This is a genomic window from Methylobacterium pseudosasicola, from assembly GCF_900114535.1.
Taxonomy (GTDB): Bacteria; Pseudomonadota; Alphaproteobacteria; order Rhizobiales; family Beijerinckiaceae; genus Methylobacterium; species Methylobacterium pseudosasicola.
On record NZ_FOTK01000014.1, the window covers coordinates 91,311 to 116,376 of the forward strand.

The 25,066-nt window shown below is 69.5% G+C and carries 23 protein-coding genes; 12 read left to right on the plus strand and 11 right to left on the minus strand.

Annotation, left to right across the window (positions count from 1 at the left end):
- Window positions 1-50: 50 nt before the first annotated feature.
- The 6 genes from BM228_RS15230 to nadA form a co-directional block, all read right to left on the minus strand.
- A complete protein-coding gene (locus BM228_RS15230) occupies window positions 51-584 on the minus strand; it encodes a DUF2442 domain-containing protein (RefSeq protein ID WP_139234096.1) in 534 nt (177 codons plus the stop codon).
- Window positions 571-804 carry a DUF4160 domain-containing protein gene (locus BM228_RS15235; RefSeq protein WP_208612040.1) on the minus strand — a complete coding sequence of 78 codons (234 nt, stop codon included), beginning with the start codon at window positions 802-804 and terminating at the stop codon, window positions 571-573. The genes BM228_RS15230 and BM228_RS15235 overlap by 14 nt, the downstream gene beginning before the upstream one ends.
- A gap of 78 nt (window positions 805-882) precedes the next feature.
- Window positions 883-2,868: a potassium transporter Kup gene (locus tag BM228_RS15240; protein ID WP_092041998.1), complete on the minus strand. Its 1,986-nt coding sequence runs from the start codon at window positions 2,866-2,868 to the stop codon at window positions 883-885.
- A 175-nt stretch (window positions 2,869-3,043) separates the two neighbouring features.
- A complete protein-coding gene (gene nadC, locus BM228_RS15245; protein ID WP_092042000.1) occupies window positions 3,044-3,916 on the minus strand; it encodes a carboxylating nicotinate-nucleotide diphosphorylase in 873 nt (290 codons plus the stop codon).
- A complete protein-coding gene (locus BM228_RS15250) occupies window positions 3,913-5,436 on the minus strand; it encodes an L-aspartate oxidase (RefSeq protein ID WP_092042002.1) in 1,524 nt (507 codons plus the stop codon). The genes nadC and BM228_RS15250 overlap by 4 nt, the downstream gene beginning before the upstream one ends.
- 2 nt (window positions 5,437-5,438) lie before the next feature.
- Complete coding sequence (gene nadA, locus BM228_RS15255) at window positions 5,439-6,449, minus strand: quinolinate synthase NadA (RefSeq protein WP_092042090.1); 1,011 nt, start codon at window positions 6,447-6,449, stop codon at window positions 5,439-5,441.
- 448 nt (window positions 6,450-6,897) lie between these two features.
- Here nadA and BM228_RS15260 point away from each other — a divergent pair, with 448 nt between their 5' ends.
- Entirely contained in the window at window positions 6,898-7,773 is an 876-nt protein-coding gene (locus BM228_RS15260) for an oxidoreductase (protein ID WP_092042004.1), read from the plus strand.
- A gap of 59 nt (window positions 7,774-7,832) precedes the next feature.
- Here the strand turns inward: BM228_RS15260 and BM228_RS15265 are convergent, their stop codons facing one another.
- On the minus strand, window positions 7,833-8,663 hold the full coding sequence (locus tag BM228_RS15265; protein ID WP_092042005.1) for an aldo/keto reductase: 831 nt from the start codon (window positions 8,661-8,663) through the stop codon (window positions 7,833-7,835).
- 205 nt (window positions 8,664-8,868) lie between these two features.
- On the opposite strand from BM228_RS15265, the gene paoA reads away from it, so the two are divergent.
- The 4 genes from paoA (at window position 8,869) to BM228_RS15285 (ending at window position 14,396) form a co-directional block, all read left to right on the plus strand.
- Window positions 8,869-9,531, plus strand: a complete 663-nt coding sequence (gene paoA, locus BM228_RS15270; protein ID WP_092042007.1) for an aldehyde dehydrogenase iron-sulfur subunit PaoA — start codon at window positions 8,869-8,871, stop codon at window positions 9,529-9,531.
- Between the two features lie 10 nt (window positions 9,532-9,541).
- Entirely contained in the window at window positions 9,542-10,516 is a 975-nt protein-coding gene (locus BM228_RS15275) for an FAD binding domain-containing protein (protein WP_092042008.1), read from the plus strand.
- Window positions 10,517-10,537: 21 nt separating this feature from the next.
- Entirely contained in the window at window positions 10,538-12,760 is a 2,223-nt protein-coding gene (locus BM228_RS15280; protein ID WP_092042010.1) for a xanthine dehydrogenase family protein molybdopterin-binding subunit, read from the plus strand.
- A 94-nt stretch (window positions 12,761-12,854) separates the two neighbouring features.
- Entirely contained in the window at window positions 12,855-14,396 is a 1,542-nt protein-coding gene (locus BM228_RS15285; protein WP_092042011.1) for a class I adenylate-forming enzyme family protein, read from the plus strand.
- A 500-nt stretch (window positions 14,397-14,896) separates the two neighbouring features.
- On the opposite strand, the gene BM228_RS34690 is transcribed toward BM228_RS15285, so the two are convergent.
- The 4 genes from BM228_RS34690 to BM228_RS15300 form a co-directional block, all read right to left on the minus strand.
- Window positions 14,897-15,037 carry a hypothetical protein gene (locus BM228_RS34690; protein WP_167367742.1) on the minus strand — a complete coding sequence of 47 codons (141 nt, stop codon included), beginning with the start codon at window positions 15,035-15,037 and terminating at the stop codon, window positions 14,897-14,899.
- An 88-nt stretch (window positions 15,038-15,125) separates the two neighbouring features.
- Window positions 15,126-15,467: a hypothetical protein gene (locus BM228_RS15290; RefSeq protein WP_425284948.1), complete on the minus strand. Its 342-nt coding sequence runs from the start codon at window positions 15,465-15,467 to the stop codon at window positions 15,126-15,128.
- A gap of 129 nt (window positions 15,468-15,596) precedes the next feature.
- Complete coding sequence (locus tag BM228_RS15295; protein ID WP_092042013.1) at window positions 15,597-16,106, minus strand: metallophosphoesterase; 510 nt, start codon at window positions 16,104-16,106, stop codon at window positions 15,597-15,599.
- Window positions 16,107-16,174: 68 nt separating this feature from the next.
- Window positions 16,175-16,528 carry an ArsR/SmtB family transcription factor gene (locus tag BM228_RS15300; protein ID WP_092042015.1) on the minus strand — a complete coding sequence of 118 codons (354 nt, stop codon included), beginning with the start codon at window positions 16,526-16,528 and terminating at the stop codon, window positions 16,175-16,177.
- A gap of 107 nt (window positions 16,529-16,635) precedes the next feature.
- Here BM228_RS15300 and BM228_RS15305 point away from each other — a divergent pair, with 107 nt between their 5' ends.
- The 7 genes from BM228_RS15305 to BM228_RS15335 all read left to right on the plus strand — a co-directional run bounded on the left by BM228_RS15305 (window position 16,636) and on the right by BM228_RS15335 (window position 25,034).
- Window positions 16,636-17,382: a glucose 1-dehydrogenase gene (locus BM228_RS15305; RefSeq protein WP_092042017.1), complete on the plus strand. Its 747-nt coding sequence runs from the start codon at window positions 16,636-16,638 to the stop codon at window positions 17,380-17,382.
- A 132-nt stretch (window positions 17,383-17,514) separates the two neighbouring features.
- Window positions 17,515-18,234: a cytochrome c biogenesis CcdA family protein gene (locus tag BM228_RS15310; RefSeq protein ID WP_092042018.1), complete on the plus strand. Its 720-nt coding sequence runs from the start codon at window positions 17,515-17,517 to the stop codon at window positions 18,232-18,234.
- Between the two features lie 21 nt (window positions 18,235-18,255).
- On the plus strand, window positions 18,256-19,302 hold the full coding sequence (gene selD / locus BM228_RS15315) for a selenide, water dikinase SelD (protein WP_092042020.1): 1,047 nt from the start codon (window positions 18,256-18,258) through the stop codon (window positions 19,300-19,302).
- Window positions 19,303-19,381: 79 nt separating this feature from the next.
- Window positions 19,382-21,355: a glycosyltransferase gene (locus BM228_RS15320; protein ID WP_092042021.1), complete on the plus strand. Its 1,974-nt coding sequence runs from the start codon at window positions 19,382-19,384 to the stop codon at window positions 21,353-21,355.
- Window positions 21,352-22,431 (plus strand): glycosyltransferase, encoded by a 1,080-nt coding sequence (locus BM228_RS15325; protein ID WP_092042023.1) that lies wholly within the window; start codon window positions 21,352-21,354, stop codon window positions 22,429-22,431. Before BM228_RS15320 ends, BM228_RS15325 begins: the two co-directional genes overlap by 4 nt.
- A gap of 283 nt (window positions 22,432-22,714) precedes the next feature.
- Complete coding sequence (locus BM228_RS15330) at window positions 22,715-24,190, plus strand: GumC family protein (RefSeq protein ID WP_092042024.1); 1,476 nt, start codon at window positions 22,715-22,717, stop codon at window positions 24,188-24,190.
- The gene (locus BM228_RS15335) at window positions 24,183-25,034 is read left to right on the plus strand and encodes a WecB/TagA/CpsF family glycosyltransferase (protein ID WP_092042026.1); all 852 of its coding nucleotides are present in this window, start codon (window positions 24,183-24,185) and stop codon (window positions 25,032-25,034) included. Before BM228_RS15330 ends, BM228_RS15335 begins: the two co-directional genes overlap by 8 nt.
- Window positions 25,035-25,066: the final 32 nt, after the last annotated feature.

Consider the following 25,066-nt stretch of genomic DNA (forward strand, 5'->3'; position numbering starts at 1 on the left):
GCTTGGCCGACGGTTTTCAATGCGGTGGCGGAGTTGAGGCGTCGGCGCCCTTATGCGGCGCTGACTGAGACGTGTCCGGCGTGCAAGCCGTTGGCGATGTCACCGGCCATCGGCGGCCCCAACATGCGGTCCAGCTGACGGCATGCGAGAGCGATGTAGCGTGGGATCTCCCGATCCTTGGCGAAGTAGGCCACCCGGCGGCGGGCGATACCGAGCTGCGCCGCCGCCGCGTCGAGGGTCAGGCGGTTGCGCCGGAGGAAATCCGCGAACTCTGCATTGCTCATCGACGCCGCGGCCAGATCCTCAATCGTCTCGGCCCCGATATCGAGGTCTTCATCGCCCTCCCAGACGATTGAGCCGCCCCAGGCGCCGAGCCGGACGGCACCGAACGGGATCGATCCATCGCGCAGGGGTCGGAACACCTTGTAGGTGAAAATCACCGGCGCGAGATCGACCCGATCCGTCCGCCCGATCCGGTCGCCGGCGGCCCAGGTCACCACGACATCGAAGGCGCCTCCGGCCGGTGCCACGCTCGACAGCTTCGGTAATGCCCGCCCAACGGTGACGATGTCATCCGCGCTCATTGAGTCGCCTCCATTCGGTCATCAGCGCCTCGGTGCGTACCGACGCCCAATCCACCACCTCGGCCAGGGCTTTGCGGCTGTAAGTCCCCTGGATCACCTGCAACGTGCGGATTTCGACAAGAGCATGAAAATCGGGGCCAATCATGTGAAAGTGCGGCGGGCTAAGGTCCCGCGACCGCACCTCGATCCGAAAGCCATCGAAGCGGTGGAAGGTCGGCACTTTGGGCCTGAAGCTTACCCAGTCGATCGAAAATAGTGCATGTCATGCACTCGATCAACGTCCGGCCACGCTTCGCGGCTAGATCTCGATCTCGGTCCCGACCTCCACGATCTGCCGGGTCGGCAGGCAGAAATGGGCGCCTGTGCGCTCGGCGTTGCGTTTCATGAAGGCGAACAGGCCCTGGCGCCACAGGGCCATGCCGGGTTTCTTCGACGGGATGACCACCTCGTGGCCGACGAAGAAGGTCAGGTCCTCCAGATACTCCGGCGGCAGCAGGCCGCTCTTCACCGCGCAGTGCAGCCCCTCGGGAATCGAGGCGGTCTGCATGAAGCCGTAGCGCAGGACGACGCGCTCCATCCCGGGGGTGTATTTCGAGATCGCCTTGCGGATGCCCTGGGCGACCAGGGTGACCTGCGCCCGCTCCTCGGCCGGGATCACCGGCGCCTCCTCGTAGATCACGGTGATCAGGAGGATGCGCTCGTGCAGGCACCGGCTGCGCTCGACCAGCCGGCCCAGCGCCATCGGGATGCCCTCGGTGGCGGCGGTGAGGAAGGCCGCGGTGCCGGGCAGGGTCACCGGCGGATGCGAGGCGAGGCGGGCCAGGAAAGTGGCCTCGGGCTGGCGCATGGTCTCGCGCACCGCCTCGAGGACGTGGTTACCCTTCATCCAGGTCAGCATCAGGAAGGCGACCGCGGCGGCCAGTACCAGCGGAAACCAGCCGCCCTCGAACAGCTTCACGCTGTTGGCCGCGAAGAACACGCTGTCGATGGCGAGGAAGAAGCCGTTGACCGCGAAGACCAGGATCGGGTTGTAGCCCCAGCGCAGCGCGATCAGTGCGGCGAGCAGGGTGGTGATGCCCATCAGCGCCGAGACTGCGATGCCGTAGGCGCCGGCGAGCGCGTCGGAGGAGCCGAACACCACGACGGCGGTGAGGGTGCCTGCGGCAAGCAGCCAGTTCACCGCCGGCACGTAGATCTGGCCGCGCTCGTCCTCATCGGTGTGGACCACCCGCATCATCGGCATGAAGCCGAGCTGGATCGATTGCTGGGTCAGCGAATACACGCCCGAGATCACCGCCTGCGAGGCGATGACGGTGGCCATCGTCGCGAGCGCCACCAGCGGGTAATGCGCCCATTCCGGGGCCAGCAAGTAGAACGGGTTCTCGATCGCGCTCGGATCGGCGATCAGCAGGGCGCCCTGGCCGCAATAATGGATCAGCAGCGCCGGGAGCACGAGGCCGAACCAGGCGACGCGGATCGCCGGGGCGCCGAAATGGCCAAGATCGGCATACATCGCCTCGCCGCCGGTCACCGCCAGGAAGGCCGCGCCCAGCATCATGAAGCTCACATGCCAGCCGGCATGGGCCAGGAAGTCCACGGCGCGCCAGGGATTGACCGCCCCCAGGACCTCCGGCGCGCGCAGGATGCTGGGGATCGCCAGCAGGACCAGGACCACGAACCACACGAGCATCACCGGGCCGAACACCCGGCCGATCACCGCCACGCCCTTGTGCTGGATGGCAAACAGCGCAACCAGAATCGCCAATGTGAGCGGCACCACGAACGGGGTCAGCACCGGCGCGTCGACCTTGAGCCCCTCGATGGCGGACAGCACCGAGATCGCCGGGGTGATCGCCCCGTCGCCGTACAGCAGGGCCGCGCCGACCAGGCCGACCACCAGAAGGAGCGCCTTCCAGGTTCCCGGTTGCGCCTGCCGGGCGCCGAGCAGCGCCAGCATGGCGACGATACCGCCCTCCCCCCGGTTGTCGGCCCGCAGGATCAGCACCGCGTATTTCAGCGACACGATCAGGATCAACGACCACAGGATCAGCGACACCGCCCCGATGGCCGCCGCCGGCACCGCGGCGCCCCCGGAGGCGGCCGCCTTCACGGCCTCCTTGAAGGCATAGAGCGGGCTGGTGCCGATATCGCCGTAGACGACGCCGAGGGCTCCCAGCATCAGCGCCGGGCCGGGCCCGTGCCGGACCGCGCCGGGCTTTCGCGCCACCGGCGCGGCAGGCAGGGCGACCGCCGGGGCAGCCGCGGAACTGAAGGCTTGGCGCACGGGCGTATCCGGTCGATGGCGTCGCTGTCGTGCGCGACCTTAGCAAGCCGGATGCGGGGCGAAAGAGTTAAACCATCTCCGCCGCTAACCCGACGAAGACTTGTCACCTGAACGTGATGACAGTGGAATGAAGATCGATACGCCCTCGCAGCACGCTGCGAGGGCGGCGTGGCGGTCAGGCGGCGTCCAGCCCGAGGTCGATGATCGCCGCCGAGTGAGTGATCCAGCCGCAGGAGATCAGGTCGACGCCGGAGGCCGCTACCGGGCCCACGGTCTCGCGGGTGATCCGGCCGGAGGCTTCCGAGAGGGCGCGGCCGTCGATCATCGCCACGGCGCGGGTCAGCAGGTCGGGACCCATATTGTCGAGGAGCACTGCGTCGACGCCGATCGACAGGGCTTCCTCCAGCTGCTCCAGGCTGTCGACCTCGCACTCGATCTTTACCAGGTGGCCGGCCCGCGCCCGGGCGCGTTCGATGGCCGGCACGATGCCGCCGGCGACCGCGACGTGGTTGTCCTTGATGAGCACCGCGTCGTCGAGGCCGAAGCGATGGTTCGAGCCGCCGCCGGCCCGGACCGCGTGCTTCTCCAAAGCGCGCAGGCCCGGGGTGGTCTTGCGGGTGCAGACGATCGAGGCCTTCCCGTGCGGGCGCGCCGCCTCGACGAGGCCGTTCGTCGCCGTGGCGACGCCGGACATGCGGCAGAGCAGGTTCAGGGCGACGCGCTCGGCGGTGAGGATCGCCCGGGCCGGCCCTTCGAGGCGCAGGACCACGTCGCCGGGCGACACGCGGGCGCCGTCGCCGCGTTCGACCGTGACGGTCACGGCCGGATCGATGAGCGCGAAGGCGATGGACGCTGCGTCGACGCCGGAGATGACGCCGTCCTGACGGGAGGCGATCACGCCGCGCATCCGCTCGCCCTGGGGCACGATGGCGTCGGTGGTGATGTCGCCGGCCCGGCCGAGATCCTCGACCAGGGCGGCGCGCACGATCGGCTCCACCAGGAGCCGCGGCAGGGGCAGGATTCCGTCCGGCAGGACCGATTGCGTCATGGCGTCAGCTCCGTCCCTGCTTCGATGGTCTCGCGGCTTTCGGCCTTCAGCGCGGCAAGGGTCGTCTCCGTGTGTGCCGCTGGGGCCATATGCGAGAAGTCGCTGCGCCAATGGGCGCCGCGGCTCTCCTGGCGGGACAGCGCACCCCGGGCGATCATCAGCGCCACCAGAGCGGCGTCGCAGTGCTCCGCACGGGGCTCGAGGACCGACACCGCCTCGGCGAGGCCGATGGCGTCGCGCACGACGCCGACCTTGGCCTCCATCAGCCTGCGGATCGACGGCAGGTCGGCGACCGACCGGGGCGCCGCCGTCTCGGGCACGATCGCGCCCGGGAGCGGGGCGTCGAGGGCGTCGGCAATGAAGCCGGCATAGGCCAAACCCTCCAGCAGGGAATTGCTGGCGAGCCGGTTGGCGCCGTGCAGGCCCGTGGAGGAGACCTCGCCGCAGGCATAGAGGCCCGGCACCGAGGTGGCGCCGTAGGCGTCCACCTTCACGCCGCCCATGTGGTAATGCGCCGCCGGGCGGACCGGGATCGGCTGCACGGCCGGGTCGATGCCGGCGGCGGCGCAGAGACCTGCCACCGTCGGGAAGCGCGTCGGCATCGCCGCTCCGAGGGCGCCGCGGGCGTCGAGATAGACCGTCCGGCCCCGCTGCAGCGCCTGGAAGATGCCCCGGGCGACCACGTCTCGGGGCGCGAGGTCGCCGCCAGTGATTCCGGCCATGACGGCCGCGCCGGTCTCGTCGATCAGCCGGGCGCCCTCGCCGCGCAAAGCCTCGGTGGCGAGCGGCATCGGGTCGGCGCCGGCCGCGATGGCGGTCGGGTGGAACTGCACGAACTCCATGTCGCGCATCACCGCCCCGGCCCGGGCAGCCAGCGCCAGCCCGCCGCCGATGGCACCGGGCGGGTTGGTGGTCGCCGCGTAGAGGGCCCCGACACCGCCTGTGGCCAGAACCACGGCCCTGGCCGGGATGCGGAAGCGGGCGCCGTCGCGCTCGGCCACGATGCCGGCCACCGCGCCGTGTGTGTCCCGCAGCAGGTCGCAGGCGCGGGCCTCGACGACTTCGATGGAGGGCGCGGACAGGACTGCCCGCACCAGCCCTTCGAGGACCCGGGCGCCGGTGGCGTCGCCGCCGGAACGCACGATGCGGCGGCGACCGTGGGCCGCCTCCAAGCCGAGGGCGAGGGCTCCGTCCTCGGTGCGGTCGAACGGGACGCCGATCCGCACCAGCCAGTCGATCAGCCCCGGGCCCGCCTGGGCGACCCGGAGGGCCACGTCGGGCTCGGTCAGCCCGGCGCCGGCGGCCTCGGTGTCGGCGGCGTGCAGCGCGGCGGCATCGTCGGCCCCGACCGAGGCGGCGATGCCGCCCTGTGCCCAGCCGGTGGCGGTGCCGAGCCCGAGGGCCGAGGCGGTGATCAGCGTCACGGGACGCGGCGCGAGCCGCAGCGCGACGCTGAGGCCGGCGACGCCGCCGCCGACCACGACGACGCGGTCGGCCATGTTGGGAGAAATGGCGTTCATCGTCAGCGCACCAGCAGCATGCGCTCGACCGCCGCCCGGGCGCGGTCGGCCAGAGCGGGATCGACCGTGACCTCGTGGGTGAGCGTCTCCAGAGCCCGGCGGATGTTCTTCAGGCTCATCCGCTTCATGTGCGGGCACATGTTGCAGGGCTTGATGAACTCGATGTCCGGGTTCGCGGCCGCGATGTTGTCGGCCATGGAGCATTCGGTCACCAGCACGACCTGGCTCGGGCGCTTCTGGAGCACGAAATCCATCATCATCGCGGTCGAGCCGGAAAAGTCCGATTCGGCGACGACGTCCGGCGGGCATTCCGGATGCGCGATCACGGTGACGCCGGGGTAGCTGTCGCGCACGTCGCGGATGTCGCCGGGCGTGAAGCGCTCGTGCACCTCGCAATGGCCGGCCCAGGTCAGGATCTCGACCTCGGGGATCTCGGCCTGGACGTTCTGAGCCAGGAACTCGTCCGGGATCATCAGGACCCGGGGCGCGTTCAGCGACCGCACCACCGCGACGGCGTTGCCGCTGGTGCAGCATAGGTCCGATTCGGCCTTCACGGCGGCCGAGGTGTTCACGTAGGTCACGATCGGCACGCCCGGGTACTTGGCGCGCAGGCCGCGCACGTCGGCGGCGGTGATCGAGTCGGCCAGCGAGCAGCCCGCGCCCATATCGGGGATCAGGACGGTCTTGCCCGGGTTCAGGAGCTTGGCGGTCTCGGCCATGAAGTGGACGCCGGCCAGCACGATCACGTCGGCATCGACATTCACGGCTTCGCGGGCCAGCGCCAGGCTGTCGCCGACGATGTCCGCCACCGTGTGGAAGATCTCCGGTGCCTGGTAATTGTGCGCCAGGATCACGGCGTTGCGCTCGCGCTTCAGCCGCAGGATCGCCTCGATATCGGGGGCGAGCGCCGGCCACTCAATCGCGGGGATGTGGCGGCTGACACGGGCGTAGAGATCCGGCAGCGGCAGGCCCGGAGCCGACATACGAGAGACGGGTGACACGGTCGCCGTCATGGCGTCCTCCATTATGCTCAGTTTGAGCATTGTGCCGTCTAACTTATGGGCGTCGGACCCGCCTGTCTAGATATGCTAGCCTTGAGCATAAATCTTTTGCGGCGCGGTGTTATGCTGCGCTGCGGAAACAAACGATGGCGAGCGACGATCGTCGGCTTGGGTCCGGCATCAGCGATGCGGGACGATATGTCGGTAGCCTGCAGAGACGTTTCTCGGAGGGATCTTAAATCGTGCAGGCGGGCAATCGACAGCAAACATGTTCAATGATAGTTTAAAAGACGAATCAATCTAGCATTCCTATGGCTCGATTTTCTACAATAAAATTCTAATAATGCAAGATTTTTTATTGCATATATTGATCTATCTTAAGAATAATTGTTATGTCTTTTGATTAACATTGCCGTTGCCGTTTGACAACAGATTCGTTTTTGTCTGGATTCAAGACGAAATGAGCAGCCAACCGAATATGGTGAAACACCCTGTCTGGTTCATTACCGGATGTTCAAGCGGTTTTGGACGCGCCATTGTGACAACTGCCCTCGCGCGAGGCTTCCGCGTTGTTGCGACGGCGCGGAAGCCAGCGGATCTGGAAAACATTCATTCCTTCGACGAAGATAAATTGCTTCGTGCAAAGCTTGACGTCACTTCAGATGTAGAGGTCGAGCGCGCCGTCGCGGAAGCTTACAATCGTTTTGCGCGCATTGATGTTCTCGTCAACAATGCGGGCTTCGGCTACTTCGGCGCGATCGAAGAAAGCGAGGAGTCCGCGGTCCGCGACATGTTCGAAGTGAATTTTTGGGGTCTGGCGCGTGTGACACGTGCCCTCTTGCCTGCCATGAGGGCACAGCGCGCAGGCCGCATCATCAATATATCGTCGATCGGCGGTTTACGCGGTGGTCCAGCGGTCGGTTACTATAACGCGACTAAATTCGCAGTCGAAGGATGGTCCGAAGCGCTTGCAGCGGAACTTCTCCCGTTGGGCCTCAAAGTGATGCTTGTCGAGCCGAGCGGCTTCCGAACCGATTGGGCAGGCCGTTCGGCTGCTGAAGCAACCACTTTGATCGATGACTATGCTGCCACAGCCCATGCTCGCCGGCAGCAAATCCGGAATGGAAGCGGTAAACAGGCCGGAGATCCTCTTCGCGCCGCCGCGGCGATCATCGACGCAGCATCTTCCGAGAACACGCCGATGCGCCTGCTGCTGGGCAATGTCGCTCTGGAAGGTGCCCGCGCGAAAATAGAGTCTTTGACGCGGGATGTTGAGACATGGGCCGACGTGACAAAGAGTGCCGATTTCCCGAATGAAAACACGACGGCACAATGACGTAGTGCAAACTCGGGCATCATCGACTCTCGCTTCAGAGCACGACGATGCCCGTCCGCTCAGCAGAAGGTCGCCGGATCCGGCCCGATCCGCCCGTCCGGCCGGTCGAGGGCGGCGATCTGCGTCATCTCGGTGTCGCTTAGTACGAAGTCGAACACCGAAACGTTCTCGACGATGCGCTCGGGCCGGGCGGTCTTCGGGATCGCCACGCAGCCGATCTGCACCTGCCAGCGGAGCACCACCTGGGCTGGGCTCTTGCCGTGGGACTTGGCGATGGCGACGATCACGGGGTCGTTCAGCTCCTTGCCCTGGCCCAGCGGGCTCCAGGATTCGGTCACGATCCGGTGACGGGAATCGTCGGCTCGCGGCTCCGCGCGCTGGAAATGCGGGTGTAGCTCGATCTGGTTCACGGCGGGTGTCACGCCGGTCTCACCGATCAGCGTGGCGATGTGCTCCGGCGTGAAATTCGAGACGCCGATCGACTTGGCGCGGCCTTCGTCGCGGATCTGGATCATCGTGCGCCAGCTCTCCACGAACAGGCGCCGCTGCGGGCACGGCCAATGGATGAGGTAGAGGTCGACATAATCTTGCCCCAGGCGCTTCAGGCTCTCGTCGAAGGCCTGGCGGGTCGCGTCGCGGCCCTGGCGGTCGTTCCACAGCTTGGTGGTGAGGAACACCTCCTCGCGCGGCACGCCCGCCTCCCGGATACCGCGGCCGACGCCCGCCTCGTTGCCGTAGGCGGCGGCGGTATCGATCAGCCGGTAGCCGGCCTTGAGCGCATGGCCGACGAGATCGGGCGCCTGCGCATCCGAGAGCTGCCAGCAGCCGAAGCCGATCTGCGGAATGCGGCGCCCGTCATTGAGGGGCAGGGTCGGGACGGTGACGACCATTCTGAAGACTCCGGTGAATCTATTCCCACAGGTTCATGGGGTTCGGACGCAGCGTCAACCAAGGCCGGAACGACCCGGATCGAGCACGAACCCGCGGTGAAGGGGCGCAGTCTGGACCGGATCTAAACCGCAAATGCTGGAGTTGGGACATTGCATTCCAGGCTGCGCCGCGCCGCCGAGCGTCGCGCATGGGCGGGATACCAGCATGACCGACGAAATTCCGACGAAGCCGTTCGCCAAGTCGCTTCCTTTGACCCGCCGTGCCGTCGTGGAAGGCTGCACGGTGGCGGGTGCGCTAGGAGCCCTCGGCTTCCGACCGGCTCCCGCAGCCGCGGCGCCCGGCGATCCCGCTCCGCAGACCATGCCGGTGCGGCTCACGATCAACGGCCAGCCGCGCGATCTGGTTCTCGACACACGCACGACCCTGCTGGATGCCCTGCGCGAAAACCTCGCGCTCACCGGCACCAAGAAGGGCTGCGACCACGGCCAGTGCGGCGCCTGCACGGTCCTGGTGGACGGCCGGCGGATCAATGCCTGCCTGACGCTCGCCGCCATGCACGAGGGCGACGCGATCACGACGATCGAGGGCCTGGCCTCCGGCGACAAGCTCCACCCGATGCAGGCGGCCTTCCTCGAGCATGACGGCTTCCAGTGCGGCTACTGCACCCCCGGCCAGATCTGCTCGTCGGTGGGCATGCTCAGCGAGGCCAAGGCCGGCTGGCCGAGCCACGTCACCGAGGACATCGCGGCGACGCCGAGCCTCAGCGACGCCGAGATCCGCGAGCGGATGAGCGGCAACATCTGCCGCTGCAGCGCCTATCCGAACATCGTCGCGGCGATCCGCGATACCGCCGCCAGCAACCTCTGAGGGGGCGGACATGAAGGCTTTCACCTACGAGCGTCCCGCCACCGTGCAGGATGCGGCCAAGCTCGCGGCCGAGCGGCCGAACGCCAAGTTCATCGCCGGCGGCACCAACCTGCTCGATCTGATGAAGCTCCAGATCGAGACCCCGGCGACGCTGATCGACGTCAACCGGCTGCCCCTCGACAAGGTCGAAGCGACGCAGGAGGGCGGCCTGCGCATCGGCGCGCTGGTGCGCAATTCCGACCTCGCGGCCGACCCGCGGGTCCGGAAGGATTACGCGGTCCTGGCGAAGGCGCTGCTCGCCGGCGCCTCGGGTCAGCTGCGCAACAAGGCGACCACCGCCGGCAATCTGCTCCAGCGGACGCGCTGCTACTATTTTTACGACACCGCGATGCCCTGCAACAAGCGCGAGCCCGGCTCGGGCTGCTCGGCGATCGGTGGGTTCAACCGGATCATGGCGGTGCTGGGCACGAGCGACGCCTGCATCGCCACCAACCCGTCCGACATGAACGTCGCGATGCGGGCGCTCGACGCCACAGTCGAGACCGTAGATCCAGCGGGCCAAGCGCGCAGGATCCCAATCGCCGATTTCCACCGGCTGCCAGGTGACACGCCGCAGATCGAGACCGACCTGCGCAAGGGGGAGATCATCACCGCGGTGACGCTGCCGAAGCCGGTGGCCGGCCAGCACATCTACCGCAAGGTCCGCGACCGGGCCTCCTACGCCTTCGCCACAGTGTCGGTGGCCGCGGTCATCGCGGGCGCCGAGGGAGGCAAGCCGACCACGGCGCGGCTCGCCTTCGGGGGGCTGGCGCACAAGCCCTGGCGCGTAGCTGAGGCCGAGGAGGCGCTGATGCGGACCGGCTCCGCCGATGCCGCCGCCGACGCCGTCCTGAAGGGCGCCCGCGGCTACGGCGCCAACGACTTCAAGATCCCGCTGACGCGGCGGACTCTGCGCGCCGTGATGGCGCAGGCGATTCGCGCGTAAAATCCAGCAAGGACTGACCCCATGGAGATGAACCAGCCGATCGGCCGGACGCCCCTCGACGACCGGCCCGATGGCCTCGTCGGCAAGCCGCTGGACCGCGTCGAAGGCCCGCTGAAGGTCACCGGGCACGCGCCCTACGCCTACGAGACCAAGGCGCTGAAGAACCCGGCCTACGGGTACATCGTGCCGGCCACCGTTGCGGCCGGCACGATCCAGGCGATCGATGCCGAGGCCGCCCGCCGGGCCCCGGGGACGATCCTGGTCCTGACCCATGAGAACGTGCCCGAGCAGGGCGAGAAGAAGGAGCAGGTCTGGCCGCAGCTCCAGGGCAAGGAGATCAAGTTCTACGGGCAGCCCGTGGCCTTCGTGGTCGCCGAGACCTTCGAGCAGGCCCGGGCCGCCGCGATGCTGGTCAAGGTCCGCTACGACGCGGCCAAGCCCAAGGCCCTACTCAAGGACAACATGGCGGTGGCCTACGAGCCGAAGCCCGTCAACTCGCCCCCGGATTCGAAGCTCGGCGACTTCGACGCCGCCTTTTCCGCTGCACCGGTGAAGCTCGACGTCGAATACACGACCCCGCCGCAGATCCACGCCCAGATGGAGCCGCACGCCACCATCGCGTCCTGGGAGGGCGACGGCGTGGTGCTGCACACGTCCAACCAGATGCCGAACCGCGGCCAGAAGGCCCTGGGCTCGGTGCTCAAGTTGGCGCCCGAGAAGGTGCGGATCGTCAGCCCCTATATCGGCGGCGGCTTCGGATCGAAGCTGCAGGTTCAGCCCGAGGCGACCTTGGCGATCCTGGCCTCCAAGGTGATCCGGCGGCCCGTGAAGGTCGCGATGACCCGGCAGCAGGAATTCCACGTCGCGACCCACCGCACCGACACGATCCAGCGGATCCGGCTCGGGGCCGACAAGGACGGAAAGCTCTCGGCGATCGGCCACGAATCCTGGTCCGACACCGCCGAAGGCGACGGCTTCTTCGAGACCTCGGCCAACGTCACCCGCTCGCTCTACGCGGCGCAGAACCGGGTCACGCGGCACCGCCTCGTCAACCTGAACATGCCGATCGCGTCATCGATGCGCGCGCCGGGCGAGGCCGTGGGGCAGCTCGCCTTCGAATGCGCCATGGACGAGCTCGCCGAGCATCTGAAGATCGATCCGATCGAGTTGCGGGTGCGCAACGAGCCCACCGAGGATCCCGAGAAGAAGGTGCCGTTCTCCACCCGCCAGCTCGTGCCGTGCATGCGCGAGGGCGCCCGCCTGTTCGGCTGGGACAAGCGTCAGGCGGCGGGCAGCCGGCGCGAGGGCAATTGGCTCGTCGGCATGGGCATGTCGGCGGCCGCCCGGCTCAACCCACTGATGCCGTCCTCGGCCAAGGTGCGGCTCGGGCCGGACGGCGTGCTGGTGGTCCGCATGGCGATGACCGATCCGGGCACCGGCACCTACACGATCTTGACGCAGATCGCCGGCGAGATGCTGGGCCTGCCTCCGAACCGGGTCCGGGTCGAGATGGGCGACACCGACTTCCCGTTCGCGGCGGGGTCCGGCGGCTCGTTCGGCGCCGGCTCGGCGGGCTCCGCGCTCTACGTCGCCTGCGACAACCTCCGGCAGGCGCTGCTGAAGGCGGGCGATCTCAACCCGGAAGGCGCGACGTTCCGGGATGGGGCGGTCACCTCTGGAAACCGCACCGAGTCGCTCACCGACCTCGCTAAGAATGGTTTGGAGGCGTCCGGCGAGATCAAGCCGGGCGAGATGAAGGAAAAATTCTCGCAGTACTCCTACGGCGCCCACTTCGCCGAAATCGGCGTCGATGCCGATACCGGCGAGATCCGCCTTCGAAGAATGTTGGGCGTTTTCACCGGCGGCCGCATCCTCAATGCGAAGACCGCGCGAAGCCAGGCGATCGGCGGCATGACCTTCGGCATCGGCGCGGCGCTGATGGAGGATGCGGTCGTGGATTCGCGCTACAGCTTCTTCGTCAACCACGACATGGCCGAGTACCACGTGCCGGTCCATGCCGACGTCCCGGTGATCGAGGCGGTGTTCCTGCCCGAGCTCGACGACAAGGCGAATCCGTTGAAGAGCAAGGGCCTCGGCGAGCTCGGCATCTGCGGCGCCGGGGCGGCGCTTGCCAACGCGATCTACAACGCCACCGGCATCCGGATCCGCGAATACCCGATGACCCTCGACAAGGTGCTCAAGGGTTTCGAGGATCAGGAGGGCCAGGCCCAGCGCCGGACCTGACGGTGGTCGCATCGGCGCCTGTCGCGACCCACGGTTGACGGACGGCGCGCCGATGCGGGACACCCGGGCAAAACCCTGATCCGGGGGACGCCCTTTGCCTGACGCCACACAGCCCGAACCTCGTGACCCGCCGGCCTGCTTCAACGCCGCCCGGTACTGCCTGGCCGAGAACGCGCGCCTGCGCCCCGACAAGACCGCCCTGGTGCTGGTCGGCGACGGCACCGCAAGCCGGCTCAGCTTCGCCGAGGTGGACCGGGCGGTGCGGAGCATCGCGGCGGGCCTTCTCGGGCTCGGGCTGAAGCCCGGCGACCGGGTGATGATCCGGATGGGCAACGAGGCCGATTACGTCCTGGTCTATTTCGGCGCGCTTGCGGCGGGCCTCGTGGCGCTGCCATCCTCGCCGCAGCTGACCGAGGGCGAGGCTGCGTTCCTGATGGAGAATTCCGGTGCGGCGGCCATCGTGGTCGGCGGCGGCTGCACGGTCCCGCCGGAGGCCCTGGGCAACCGGCTCCTGCTCGATGCCGCAGCCGTCGCCGCCCTCAAGGCGGGGCCGCCGCTACCCGATTACGCCGACACCGCCGCCGACGATCCGGCGATGCTGATCTACACCTCCGGCACCACCAGCCGGCCCAAGGGCGTGCTGCACGCCCACCGGGCCGCTTTCGGCCGCTGGCCGATGATCGAACACTGGATCGGGCTCACCGAATCCGACGTGATGCTCCACGCCGGCACCATGAACTGGACCTATACGCTCGGCGTGGGCCTGAGCGATCCCTGGTCGGTGGGCGCTACCGCGGTGCTCTACAACGGCCCCCGCGACCCTGCGGTCTGGCCGCGCCTGATCGCGGAATACGGCGCCACCCTGTTCGCCGCGGTGCCGACCCTCTACCGCCAGATCCTCAAATACGGCGACCTCGCCCACCACGACCTGTCGAGCCTGCGCCACGGCTGCACCGCTGGCGAGCCCCTGTCGGTGGAGTTGCTGGAAGCCTGGACCCGGGCGACGGGAAAGCCGCTCTACGAGGCCCTCGGGATGAGCGAGATCTCCACCTACATCTCCAGCGGCCCGACCATCCCGGTCCGCCCAGGCTCCCCGGGCCGGCCGCAGCCCGGGCGGCGCGTGGCAATCCTGCCTGTGGAGGGCCCGCCCGAGCCGTTACCCGCCAACGAGACCGGGCTGCTCGCCGTCCACCGCTCGGAGCCGGCGCTGATGCTCGGTTACTGGAACCGCCCCGACGAGGAGGCCGAGGTGATGCGCGGCGACTGGTTCGTCGGCGGCGACCTCGCCCGGCTCGATGCCGACGGCTACGTCTGGTTCGAGGGCCGCAACAACGACCTGATGAAGGCGATGGGCTACCGGGTCTCGCCGAACGAGGTTGAGGTCGTGCTCTCCGCCCACCCATCCGTGGCGGAGGTCGGGGTGGCCGAGTTGCCGGTGCGCGCCGACGTCTCGGTCATCTGCGGCTTCGTCGTGCTCCAGCCCGGCGCCGTGCCCGACGCGGCAGATCTGCTCGCTTGGTGCGAGAGCCGGCTCGCCGCCTACAAGCGCCCGCGGGAGATCCGCTTTCTCGACGCGCTCCCCCGGACCGCCAACGGCAAGGTGCAGCGCAAGCGGCTGGTGGATGCCGCGGGGTAACGGGGTTCGTCTTCTGCGATGCGTGAGGCGCCCCGACGCTCGTACTGGCGCTGTCATTCACACGGCGCGAAGCGGATCATCCGTGGTCAACAGCGCATGCGGTCCAGTGATGATACGCGCCGTCCTTCCCCCTTGCGCCGCGGCCTACACAGGTTTCGACCGTAACCGCTTCACGCCGTTGGCGCATAAGGCGCGGGTCCCCTCTCCGGTACGGGCTAGCGGATTCACATATCGCGTTCGGCAGTAAGCGCTAGAGACACCGCGCTTTCTCCCCTCCCCCTTGTGGGGAGGGGTCAGGGGTGGGGGTGGTGCCGAATGAGGCTCAGTGGTGCCTTCTGCACCACCCCCACCTCCAACTCCTCCCCACAAGGGGGAGGAGAGCGCGTTCCGCCTTCCAGACGACGATGTGTGAACATCGTAGCCGGTGCGGGAGAGGGACAGGTATGTGCTCCTGTTCCCGACCCTAACTCGTCTGCGACGACCGAATAGCGCAGCCCGGTTCAGAGCGTCCCGATCAGCACGAGCAGCATCGTCGTGGCGACGGTGGTGCTGATGAAGCCGCAGAGGGCGGCCGCGAAGGACGGGCCGGTGCGGGTGGCGCTGGCGGTGTCGAGGTCGGACGACAGCAGGGCGGTGGTCATCGGCGCATAACCTTGTCGGCGACGTGCGTCGCTTGTGTGGGGATGATGCTGCGGGGTCTGAACGTATGAGGTGCGCGGACGCACCCGGTCAGTCGCAACGATTGATTTTCTTGGCGATGCGGAGGCCGCGCAGCTCACTGCGGAGGTCGATGGCCACCACGCCCTCGCCGCAGCGCTCGAAGGCGTCGCGGGCGTCGTCGTAGCGGTCACCAACCTCGTCCAGCGTGTCGCAGACGCGGTCGTGATTACCCAGACGCGCCTCCTGGCGCGCCTGGAAGCGCAGGGCATTGGCCTCGTCGACCTTGCGCTGGGCCTCCAGGCACGCCGGCAGGGCCAGCGCCGAGGAGGTCAGAGCGAGGATCGCGAAGGCCCCGGCGAGCGCCGTTTTGGCGAGGCCGGAAGGGAGCAGAGAGGCCGAACAGGCACTCACGGGCTGACTCGCGTATCGGTTTCTGGTGCAGCCCCGCGGACGGGGGTGGCGGGTGTCTCGGGGGTGGAGCGCATCCATCCCCTGTCTGTCCGCTCAAACGGTGAAGCTGCTGTGAAGGTTCCGGCCCGGCTACGCCTTCCGGCGGAGGCGCGAGGTGAGGATTGCTGAGAGGCCGACGGGGGCCGGCCCCATCGGATCGACCCCGACATCGTACTGTTTCGGCATCGGCTTGAGCTTGCCGTGGCTATGCCCGTGCAGGTTGAGCGCGCCCTTGCCCATCCCGTTCCAGGTGCGGAACGCGTAGTGGCAGAGCACCACCATCCGGTCTTCGACCAGCAGTTCCGCGTAGTGGCGCACCGAGGCCCAGCCGGGGGCCTGGAGCGTGTCGGCCCCGTCATTGTTGCCGACGATCAGATGCTTCTCGCCGTTGAGCCCGTCGAGGATCTCGCGGATCCGCGCCCCGCTCGGGCCGAGGGCGAAATCGCCGAGGTGCCAGACCGTGTCGGTCGGCGCCACCGCGCCGTTCCAGGCGGCGATCAGGCCGGCATCGTGGGCGTCGAGATCCGGATACGGCCGGTGGTCGAAGCGCAGGGCGCGTGGGTCGCCGAAATGGGTGTCGCCCGTGAAGAAGATGGCCACGCGTTCGCTCCGTGCGGTGTTCGACCCGCCTTTTTAGTCGCTGGATACCCGGATCGGCGGTCCGGCAATCACGCCCCGGACCGGCAGGGACCGGTGCCGGCATCCGCCGCGTAGGCGCTGATGATCGCGGCCAGTAAGCCGGGAAAGCGGGTCTCCACCTCGTCCCAGCGCGAATGGTTGCGCATCTCGACGCCATGGCGCTCGCTCCGGATCAGCCCGGCCTCGCGGAGCACCTTGAAATGCATGGACAGCGACGATTTCGGGATGACCCGATCCCCGAGCGCGGAGACCGCCGAGCAGGCCTCGACGCAACCGGCCGTCATGATCTTGGCGAAGATCGCCGCGCGGTTCGGATCCGACAGGGCGTGCAGGATCGCCTCGGGTTGGACGTCCTCGATCGCGGGGTGAACGAACGGCCTCATGATTTCCGCATGTGGGGGCTTGAACCGCGCTTCGTTAGTTCCGAAGTTCTGAACTATGGGACTTAGGTTGCTATTCCGGCGCCTGTCCCGGCCAAAGGTTAGCACAGATGTCGAAGCTCGCAGGCAAGGTCGCCGTCGTGACCGGCGCGTCGAAGGGGATCGGGGCCGCCATCGCCAAGGGATTGGCGAAAGAGGGGGCGGCGGTCGTGGTCAATTACGCGTCGAGCAAGGCGGGCGCGGAGGCCGTCGTCGCCGCCATCACCGCCGCCGGCGGCCGGGCGGTCGCAGTCCAGGGCGACGTGTCCGACGCCGCGCAGGCGCAGGGGTTGATCGAAGCGGCGGTGAAGCAGTTCGGCAAGCTCGACGTGCTGGTCAACAATTCCGGCGTCTACGAATTCGCGGCGCTGGAGGAAATCACCGAGGCCCATTACCGCCGGCTCTTCGACGTCAACGTGCTGGGCGTCCTGCTGGCGAGTCAGGCGGCCTCAAAGCATCTCGGCGAAGGCGGGACCATCATCAACATCTCGTCGGCCATCACCCATGTGCATACGCCGTCCGCGGCGGTCTATGCCGGGACCAAGGGCGCCCTCAACGCGGTCTCGGGCGTCCTCGCCAACGAGCTGGCGCCCCGGAAGATTCGCGTCAACACCGTCAGCCCGGGCTTCGTGGTGACCGAGGGTACGCATACGGCCGGGGTCGTCGGCTCCGACATGGAGACCAGCCTCGTCGCGCAGACGCCGCTGGGCCGCGCCGGCCAGCCGGACGACATCGCCGGGGTCGTCGCCTTCCTCGCCTCCGATGACGCCCGCTGGCTGACCGGCGAGGTGATCACGGCGAGCGGCGGCATCCGCTGAGGCCGTGAGGCGCGCCCGCGCGGGCTGCCCTGGAGGCACCCGGGCGGGCCGGACATCGCGCCCGGTTGACGCCCGCGCTCACCGGCGCGAAGCCTGCGACCGAACAAACATGAACCGGCGGGGAGCGCGGCGATGCTGGGGACGGTCGGGTTCGCGTTCCTGGCGGGGCTCCTGTCGGTGCTCTCGCCCTGCGTGCTGCCGCTGGTGCCGATCGTGCTCGGGACCGCGGCGTCCGAGCATCGCCTCGGGCCGGTGGCCCTGGCGCTGGGCCTCGCCATCTCCTTCACCGCCATCGGCCTGTTCGTGGCGACGATCGGCTTCTCCATCGGGCTCGACGGCGACGTGTTCCGCAGCGCCGGCGCGGTGCTGCTGGTGATCCTCGGCATCGTGCTGATGCTGCCGCGGCTTCAGGCGCAGGTCGCGACGGTCGCGGGGCCGGTGGGGGCCTGGGCGGAAGAGCGGTTCGGCGGCTTCCGGTCCGGGGGCCTGTCCGGGCAGTTCGGCGTCGGGCTGCTGCTCGGGGCGGCCTGGAGCCCCTGCGTCGGGCCGACCCTCGGGGCCGCCTCGCTGCTGGCGGCACGGGGCGAGCATCTCGGGAGCGTGGCGCTGACGATGCTGGCCTTCGGGATCGGCGCCGCCGCGCCGCTGATGCTGCTCGGGTTCGTCTCCCGGGAGGCGCTGATGCGCTGGCGGGGCGGGCTCGCCACGGCCGGCAAGGGCATCAAGGCCGCCCTGGGAGCCGTGATGGTGGTGCTCGGCCTCCTGATCCTCACGGGCACGGACAAGCGCGTCGAGGCTGCGGCGGTCGCTGCGTCGCCGGACTGGCTCAACGCGGTGACCACGCGTTACTGATATCCGGAACGGAGTCCCGCGATGACCGACGCCCCACGCCTGACCAGTCTCGCCCATGGCGGCGGCTGCGGCTGCAAGCTCGATCCGGCGATCCTGCGCCGGCTCCTGTCCGAGCAGCCGGCCGCCGGGCCGTTCGAGCGCCTGCTCGTCGGCAACGAGACCTCCGACGACGCGGCGGTCTGGGAGCTGGACGACGGCACCTGCGTGATCGCCACCACCGACTTCTTCACCCCGATGGTGGACGATCCCGTCGATTTCGGCCGGATCGCCGCGACAAACGCGATCTCGGACGTCTACGCCATGGGCGGAAAGCCGATCTTCGCCCTGGCCATCCTCGGCATGCCGGTGGGTAAGATCGAGCCCGCGATCGTCGCGAGCATCCTGCGGGGCGGCGCGGAAAAATGCGCCGAGGCCGGGATCCCGGTGGCGGGCGGCCATTCCATCGACACGCCGGAGCCGATCTACGGCCTAGCGGTGATCGGCACCTGCCGCCGGGAGGCGGTGCGGCGCAACGCCGATGCGCTGGCCGGGGATGCGGTGATCCTCACGAAGCCGCTCGGCGTCGGCGTCTATTCCGCGGCGATCAAGCGGGACGCGTTGGACGAGGCCGGCTACCGCGACTTCATCGCCACCACCACGCGGCTCAACACCATCGGCATCGCGCTCGCTGCCGAGCCGTCCGTGCACGCGCTCACCGACGTGACCGGCTTCGGCATCCTGGGCCACGGGCTCGAGATCGCCCGCGGCGCCGGGCTGACCTTTGCGCTCGAGGCCGGCGCGCTGCCGTTCCTGCCCCGCGCCGAGGCGCTGGTGCAGGAGGGCTTCGTCACCGGCGCCTCGCACCGCAACTGGAACGCCTTCGGGGCGGAGGTCGATCTGCCCGCGGGTTTCCCCGACTGGCGCCGCCACCTGCTCACCGACCCGCAGACCTCCGGCGGCCTGCTGGTGACCTGCGCGGCGGCCCAGGCGGATGCCGTGCTCGCGCGCATCCGGGACGCCGGCTACGCGGCGGCGACCCGGATCGGCCGGATGGCGGCCGGCCCCGCCCGCATCCGCGTCGACGGCTGATGGGGCACGGGACCGGAGGGGCAATCTTTTTCATCCTTCGCGCGCAGAGTGCCGGTCCCGCCCGACCCGCGAACCGACCTTGACCAACGCCGCATCCCCACCGCCCGCCCACGGCGTCGCCGGCTGGCCGTTCGGATCTGCCGCCCCCGGAGCCGCCCGGCCGACCGCGCTGCCGGATGGACGCCCTTGGCCGCGGATCCGCATCGTCACCATGATGACGGCGGGCGCAGAGGCGGGCGGGACCGTCGCGTCTGTCCTGCGCCAGGATTACCCGGAGCTCCGGCACGACCTCGTGCCACCGGGTTTTTCGGGGCGTTCCCACATCCAGAAGATCTTGGCCGAGCCCGGATGCGACGCCCTGCTGTGGCTGCGCCCGGGCGATCTTTTGGCCCCTGGTGCCCTCACCGCCATGGCCCTGGAGGCCGCCCTGACCGGCGCGGTCGCGGTGGCGGGCCTGCGGGTGCTGTTCGCTGAAACGGTCCTGGGATTGGACATCCCGGGGCTCACGGCCTCCGACGCGCCGGGCGGCGTGCCGTTCACCGGCGGCGAGGTGCTGTGGATACGCGACGCCCTGCGGGCTCATGTCGTGCTCCACGCTGAGGGCCACTTGGACGCGTCAGCCACCTGGTCGGCGCTGCCGGAATCCGCCCGCGGACGCATCGGCCGCCCTGTATTACTCCAGCGCGTGAGCGAGGCGCCGGCGGCGGCGAAGAGCCTGTCGATCGTCTCCCTCACCGGCACGGGCACCCAGGGCGGCGCCGGTGTCGCCCAGAGACGGTTGGCCGACGCGCTGGCGCTGGCCGGCCACCGGGTGACGGGCGTCGCCCTGAGCGACCGGCCGGAAGCCGCCGAATGGACCGATGATTTTCCAGGGGCCGAGGCGGCGACCCCCGACCTCATTCTGGCCGGCAACCTGCACGGCGCCACTCGCAGCCTCGATGTCGTCGGGCGGCTCGCCCGGCGCGGCCCGGTGGCGTTGGTGCTGCACGACCTGTTCCCGCTCACCGGCCGCTGCTGCCATCCCCGCGACTGCACCCGCGCCGCCACCGGCTGCGACGCGTCATGCCCCGGCCCGGACGAGTATCCCCAACTCGCCCCCGGGCGGATCGCGGGCATGCATGCCCGCAAGCGCGCCGTGCTGGCCGACCCCACCGGGCCGTGGCTGCTGGCGAATTCCGACTGGACCCTGGCCCGCACGCGGGAGCTGGCCCCTTCCGACACGCCGGCCACAAAAATCCGGCTCGCCTTCCCGACGGCGACCTTCCGGTCCGGCGACCGCACGGCCCTGCGCCGCCGCCTCGGCCTGCCGGAGGGGGACGTGCTGATCCTGATCTCGGCCGTGATCGTCGACGGACCCGACAAGGGCTTTTCGGATCTGCGCACCGCGCTCCAGGCGGTGGCGCGGCCGGGCGTCGGCGTCGTGGCGATCGGCCGCCTCGACGATCCGGCCCGGCTCGGCGTCCCGAACCTGTTCGCGCCGGGGCTGATCGCCGACGAGGCGACTCTAGCCGCCTGGTACGGCGCCTGCGACCTCCACGTCACCGCGAGCCGCCACGAGACCCTCGGCCAGACCCCGATCGAAGCCGGGCTGTGCGGCGTGCCGACCCTGGCGTACCGCACCTCCGGCCTGACCTCCGCGGTGATCGACGGTGTGTCCGGCCGCCTCGTCCCGGTGAAGCTCGGCGCCCTGGCCCAGGCGCTGGCCGAGCTGGTGAAGGATGGAGCAGCCCGGGCGCGGCTCGGCGCCTTCGCGCGGATCGCCCTGGAGAACCGCCACAGCCCAGCCGCCGCCGCCCTGTCGCTCGATGGTCTGTTTCGGGATCGCGGGCTCCTCGCCGACACCGCGCGGCCGAGCTTCGCCCCCGCCATGCTCGGCCATTTCCCGTTCGCGGCCCAGATTCAGCCCGGCGCCACCGGCACCGTGCCGGCGGCCTCCCGCCCCCTGGTGCGGCGGCTGCGGCGGGCGAAGCAGATGGTCCTCGGCCGGCGCATGCCGCTGTTCGTGCGCCGCTGCCTCTACCTCGCCGGCACCCTGCGGCGGAGCGTTTCGTGACGCCCGGCGCCAAGCGGATCTATCTCGACCAGACCCATCTGCGGTCCCACGTCACCGGGATCGAGCGGATCACCCTCGACCTGTTCGCCCCCGACCGGCTGGCGCCTCACGATGTCGTCCCGGTCACCAGCGGCTCGCTGCCCGGGATGATCGCCGAGCAGCAGATCGGCCTGCCGCTGCGAGCGCTGCGGGACCGGGATGCGCTGTTCCTGTTCCCGGGCTTCCCGCCCGGGCCGCTCTGCGCGGTCGCGGCCGCGCGCTGTCTGCTCTACGTCCACGACACGTTCCTGCTCGACCGGCCGGAGGATCTGAGCCTGAAGAGCCGGCTCTACATGAGCCCGAGCTTCGCCCGGGCGCTGCGCTGGTGCCCGAACCTGTTCGTCAACAGCCGCACCACCGGTGAAGCCGTCCGGGCCGTCTGCGCGCCCGGGGCCCGGGTCGCGCTGCTGCGCCCGTCCGTGCGCGACGCCTTCGGCCTCGGCGACCTGCCGGGACCGGCCTCCTACGCCCCGGGCGCGCCGCTGAAGATGCTGGCGATCGGCACCATCGAGCCGCGCAAGGATTACCCGGCCTCGCTGGCGCTGACCGCCGCCCTCAACCGCGCCGGGATCCCGGCGGAGCTGCATCTGGTCGGCCGGGTAGGCTGGGGCCGCCACGCCTTCCTGGACGATCCACCGCCCTTCCTGCACCGCTACGGCTACCTGTCGGACGCGGATCTGCGGGATCTCGCCGGTTCCTGCCACCTGCTGCTCTCGACATCAAAAGCGGAGGGGCTTGGGCTACCGCTGCTCGAGGTCCAGCATGGCGGCCTGCCGGTGGCGGCGCCGGACGCGCCGGTGTTCCGCGAGGTGCTGGGCGCGTCCGGCCTGCTGATCCGCCCCGAGGCGCCCGAGGCCGCCGCCGCGGCGCTGGGGGCCTGGATCCGGGACGGCGGCCGGGACCGGGCGGCGGCCGCCAGCCGCGGGAACGTGGCGCGCTGGAACGACGCCGCTTCCGGGGACCGGGAGCGCTTCCAGCACTTCCTCGCGGGCGAGTCCGCGGCCTACGCGGCACCGGGTGCGACGATTCTCGCGTGAGTCTGTTTACGTAGTCCCCAACAATTCCAGGCCTGTTAGCGCCACAAAATCGTGACAGAGCGTTCTCGTTCTGTAAGCAAGATCTACAGGAAGCCTGCTGTAGGGTCTGGTTCAAGGCGAGAGTACTGGTCCGGTACGCCGATTGCTGCCGTGTCGAGGACGACACCGCCTCGGTCGAGGCCCTGTCCCGGAACGGCACGGTGGTGACCGAAACGGGGACGGGCGCGGGCGTGCGGTGGAGGATGGCACCGGCCGTCCTCCGACAGGTCAGGGAGCGAGGCGCATGTTCGACTTCTCGACACGCATGAGCGGCGAGCAGCCCGTCCGCATGGTGCTGCCACAGGTGGAATCCGGTCCGGAGGCGCGCGTGATCCTGCGCCGCCTATGGCGGGGCAGCGGCTTCATCGTGCTGGGCGGCCTGTTCATGGTTGCGGTTGCGGTGGCGCTGCTTGGCCTGATCCCGCCGCGCTACACCTCCTCCATTCAGGTGCTGGTCGATCCGAGCGACCTGCGGGTCGTCGAGAACGACGTGAACGCCCGCCAGCCCCAGGCCGATAGCGGCGTCTCCATCGCCGAGAGCCAGGTGCGGGTGATCCAGTCGGACAACGTCCTGCGCCGGATCATCGCCAATCTCCATCTCGACCAGGACGAGGAGTTCGTGCTCCCGGACGGCAACAACCCGACGCTCGCCTGGATCAAGGGCGCGCTCGGCATGCTGCCCCCGGCCGCGAGCCGCGACCCGGTCAACATCGCCCTCGACACCCTCCAGACCAAGCTCAGCGTCCGCCGGGCCGAGCGGACCTTCGTGATCGACGTATCCGTGCAGTCGCGCGACCCCGAGAAGGCCGCCAAGATCGCCAACGCGATCGGCGACGCCTACTTCGCCGAGGAGAGCGCCGCCCGCACCGACACTGCCCGCCGCGCCTTCGACGCGCTCACCGGTCGTCTCGGCAGCCTGAAGCGCGACGTCGAGCAGGCGGAGGGCGAGGTCGTGCGCTACCGCGAGGCCCACAAGCTCGTGGCCTCGAGCGGCCGGCTGCTCACAGACCAGCAACTCGGCGACCTGAACCAGCAGCTCGTCACCGCCTCGATCAAGACCGCGGAGGCGAAGTCGCGCCTGGACCAGGCCCGCAAGATGCGCTCCTCGGATCCGAGCACGGCCCTGCCGGAGATGCTGCAATCCCTGGAGATGCAGGCGCTGCGGCAGCAATACGCGACGCTCTCGCGCAACACCGCCGAGCTCGCCACCCGCCTCGGCGAGCGCCACCCGGCCATGGCCGAGCAATACGCCCAGCAGCGCGACCTCCAGCGCCTGATCCAGCGCGAGAAGGAGCGGATCATCGACACGACCCAGAAGGATTACGACCGGGCCGCGGCCAGCGAGGCGGCGATCCGGGCCAATCTCGACCGGGTGAAGACCGAGACCGTGAGCAGCGATCGCGCCTATGTCGGCTTACGCGAGTTGGAGCGGACGCTCGATGCCCGCCGGGGCGTCTACGAGGCCTATCTGAAGCGTGCCCGCGAGGCGAGCGAGCAGGAGCGGCTGAATACGACCAACGTCCGGATCATCTCGGTGGCGACCCCGGCCCGGCAGCGGACCTTCCCGCCCTCGCCGAAGATCGTGCTGCCGGTGGCCCTGGTGCTCGGCCTGCTGCTCGGCGGCGCCATCGCGCTGGCGCTCGGCGCCGACAGCGATCGCCGGCGGATGCGCCGCGCCGCCATCCGCCCCGGGACCAGCTTCCGGGCCGCCGATGCGTGATGTCGAGGCCCCGGTTCCGGTCGATCCCGCGGCGGTCTGGCTCGACCAAGATGCCCCGGAGCCGTCCGCCGCGGGCGCGGTGGCGGTGCCGTCCACGACCGTGCGGCTGTTCGGCTACAGCTTCCACACCGGCACCGCGGCGGCGATCGTGGACTCGGTTGCGGCGCGGTACGCGGACGGGCCGCGGACGATCGTCACGGCCAATGTCGACCATGTCGTCCAGCTCGCCGAGGATGCGGATTTCCGCGGGGCCTACGCACGCGCCGCGGCCCGGACTCTCGACGGCATGCCGTTGGTCTGGCTCGCCCGTGCGGCGAGCGGCCGGCCGGCCGTGCGGATCACCGGCCACGACCTCCTGGCCTGCGTGCTGGCCGACCCGCCGCCCTTCGCCCGCCGGGTGTTCTTCGTCGCCGCCCGCCAGGACGCCGCCGACACGCTGACCACCCGTCTCCAGGCCGCCGGCCTCCCGGACGGCGCCGTGGCGAGCGCGGTGCCACCCTTCGGCTTCGAGGACGACGAAGCCTACGGCCGCGCTCTTGCCGAGCGGATCCGCGCCCACGGCACCACCCTGCTGGTGATGGGTGTCGGCGCGCCGAAATCCGAGATCTGGGTCGACCGCCGGGGTCGAGCGCTCGGCAGCCCGGTGGTGTTCTGCGTCGGCGACGCCCTCTCGGTGGCGGCGGGCTGCCTGCCCCGCGCCCCCTGGCTGATGCAGCGGCTAGGCCTCGAATGGGTCTTCCGCTTCCTCTGCGCCCCACGGCGGCTGTTTCGCCGCTACTTCATCGAGTCCTGGCGCTTCATCGGCATCGCCGTGCGGGACCGGGTTTCGGGCTGGCGGGATTGAGCAGGCGGGCCGGCGTGAAAATAGCCCTTCGC